The organism is Streptomyces poriticola (assembly GCF_036689765.1).
In the GTDB taxonomy this organism is placed as follows: Bacteria; Actinomycetota; Actinomycetes; order Streptomycetales; family Streptomycetaceae; genus Streptomyces; species Streptomyces poriticola.
Window position 1 is genome coordinate 1 of the sequence record NZ_JBAGKH010000095.1, and the last position, 830, is coordinate 830.

At 66.9% G+C, this 830-nt stretch carries 2 protein-coding genes; both read left to right on the top strand.

The features are described 5' to 3' along the window. Nucleotides 1–37 precede the first annotated feature (37 nt). A complete protein-coding gene (locus tag V5O46_RS31590; RefSeq protein WP_332888169.1) occupies nucleotides 38–370 on the top strand; it encodes a hypothetical protein in 333 nt (110 codons plus the stop codon). Nucleotides 371–432: 62 nt separating this feature from the next. Beyond that, nucleotides 433–744, top strand: coding sequence for a pore-forming ESAT-6 family protein (locus V5O46_RS31595; RefSeq protein ID WP_332888170.1), 312 nt, complete (start codon nucleotides 433–435; stop codon nucleotides 742–744). Nucleotides 745–830: the final 86 nt, after the last annotated feature.

Here is an 830-nt window from a genome sequence, read left to right on the forward strand (position 1 = left end):
GTTGACGGGGTGTGAGTGACGCATGGGGGGTGCGGTGATGAAGTTCGACATGGGGTCGACGACGCTGTCGGAGCTGGGGAAGAGCACGGTCGGGTCGGTCGATGACCTGGGGACGCTGATCCGGTGGCTGGTGCAGGCGGCGGAGCCGTTGGAGGGGAAGTTCAACGGGGCCGGCAAGGCGGCGTTCGACCGGTTCAAGCTGCATGCGGACGAGATCACGAATGATCTGAACGGTTCGCTGAACGCGATTCTGGGCGGTCAGTCCGGCATGGACACCGCGTTCGGGACGGGTGATCAGGAGCTGGAGGGCAACGCTCACCAGAACATGGGGTCGGCCGACTTCGACGCGGCGCGGTTCGGGGCGCGGTAGGTGGAAACCGGCAGCGGTTGATTCGTTGCGGAAATCTCTGTCTCTCAGGGGGGATGAGGAGCATGGGCCAGAATCTGGACCGTCGTTCGTACGACACGGGTGCGTCTGCCGAGGTGCAGATCAGTCTGCAGGGGGTCATCGGTCAGCTGGAGCGGGTGCTGACCGACCGGGACCGTGCGGTGAAGGCGGCGATGGCCGACTTCCGGGCCGACGGCGTCGCCGACGAGTACCACGGCAAGGAGCTGCGCTGGCACCGCGCGGCGGCCGAGGTGCGGGAGATCGTCCGGCTGGTGCGCACCACGATGGAGCAGAACGACGGGACCGCGCAGTCGACGCTGGCTCGGGCGAAGGCGGCCGTCGACAACATCGGCTGAGCGTTCGGCCTCGGCCGTGTCACGGGGGTGGCATTGAACGGGTGGGACATATCCCCGACGGGGGTCACGACGGTGATCTCGCATGT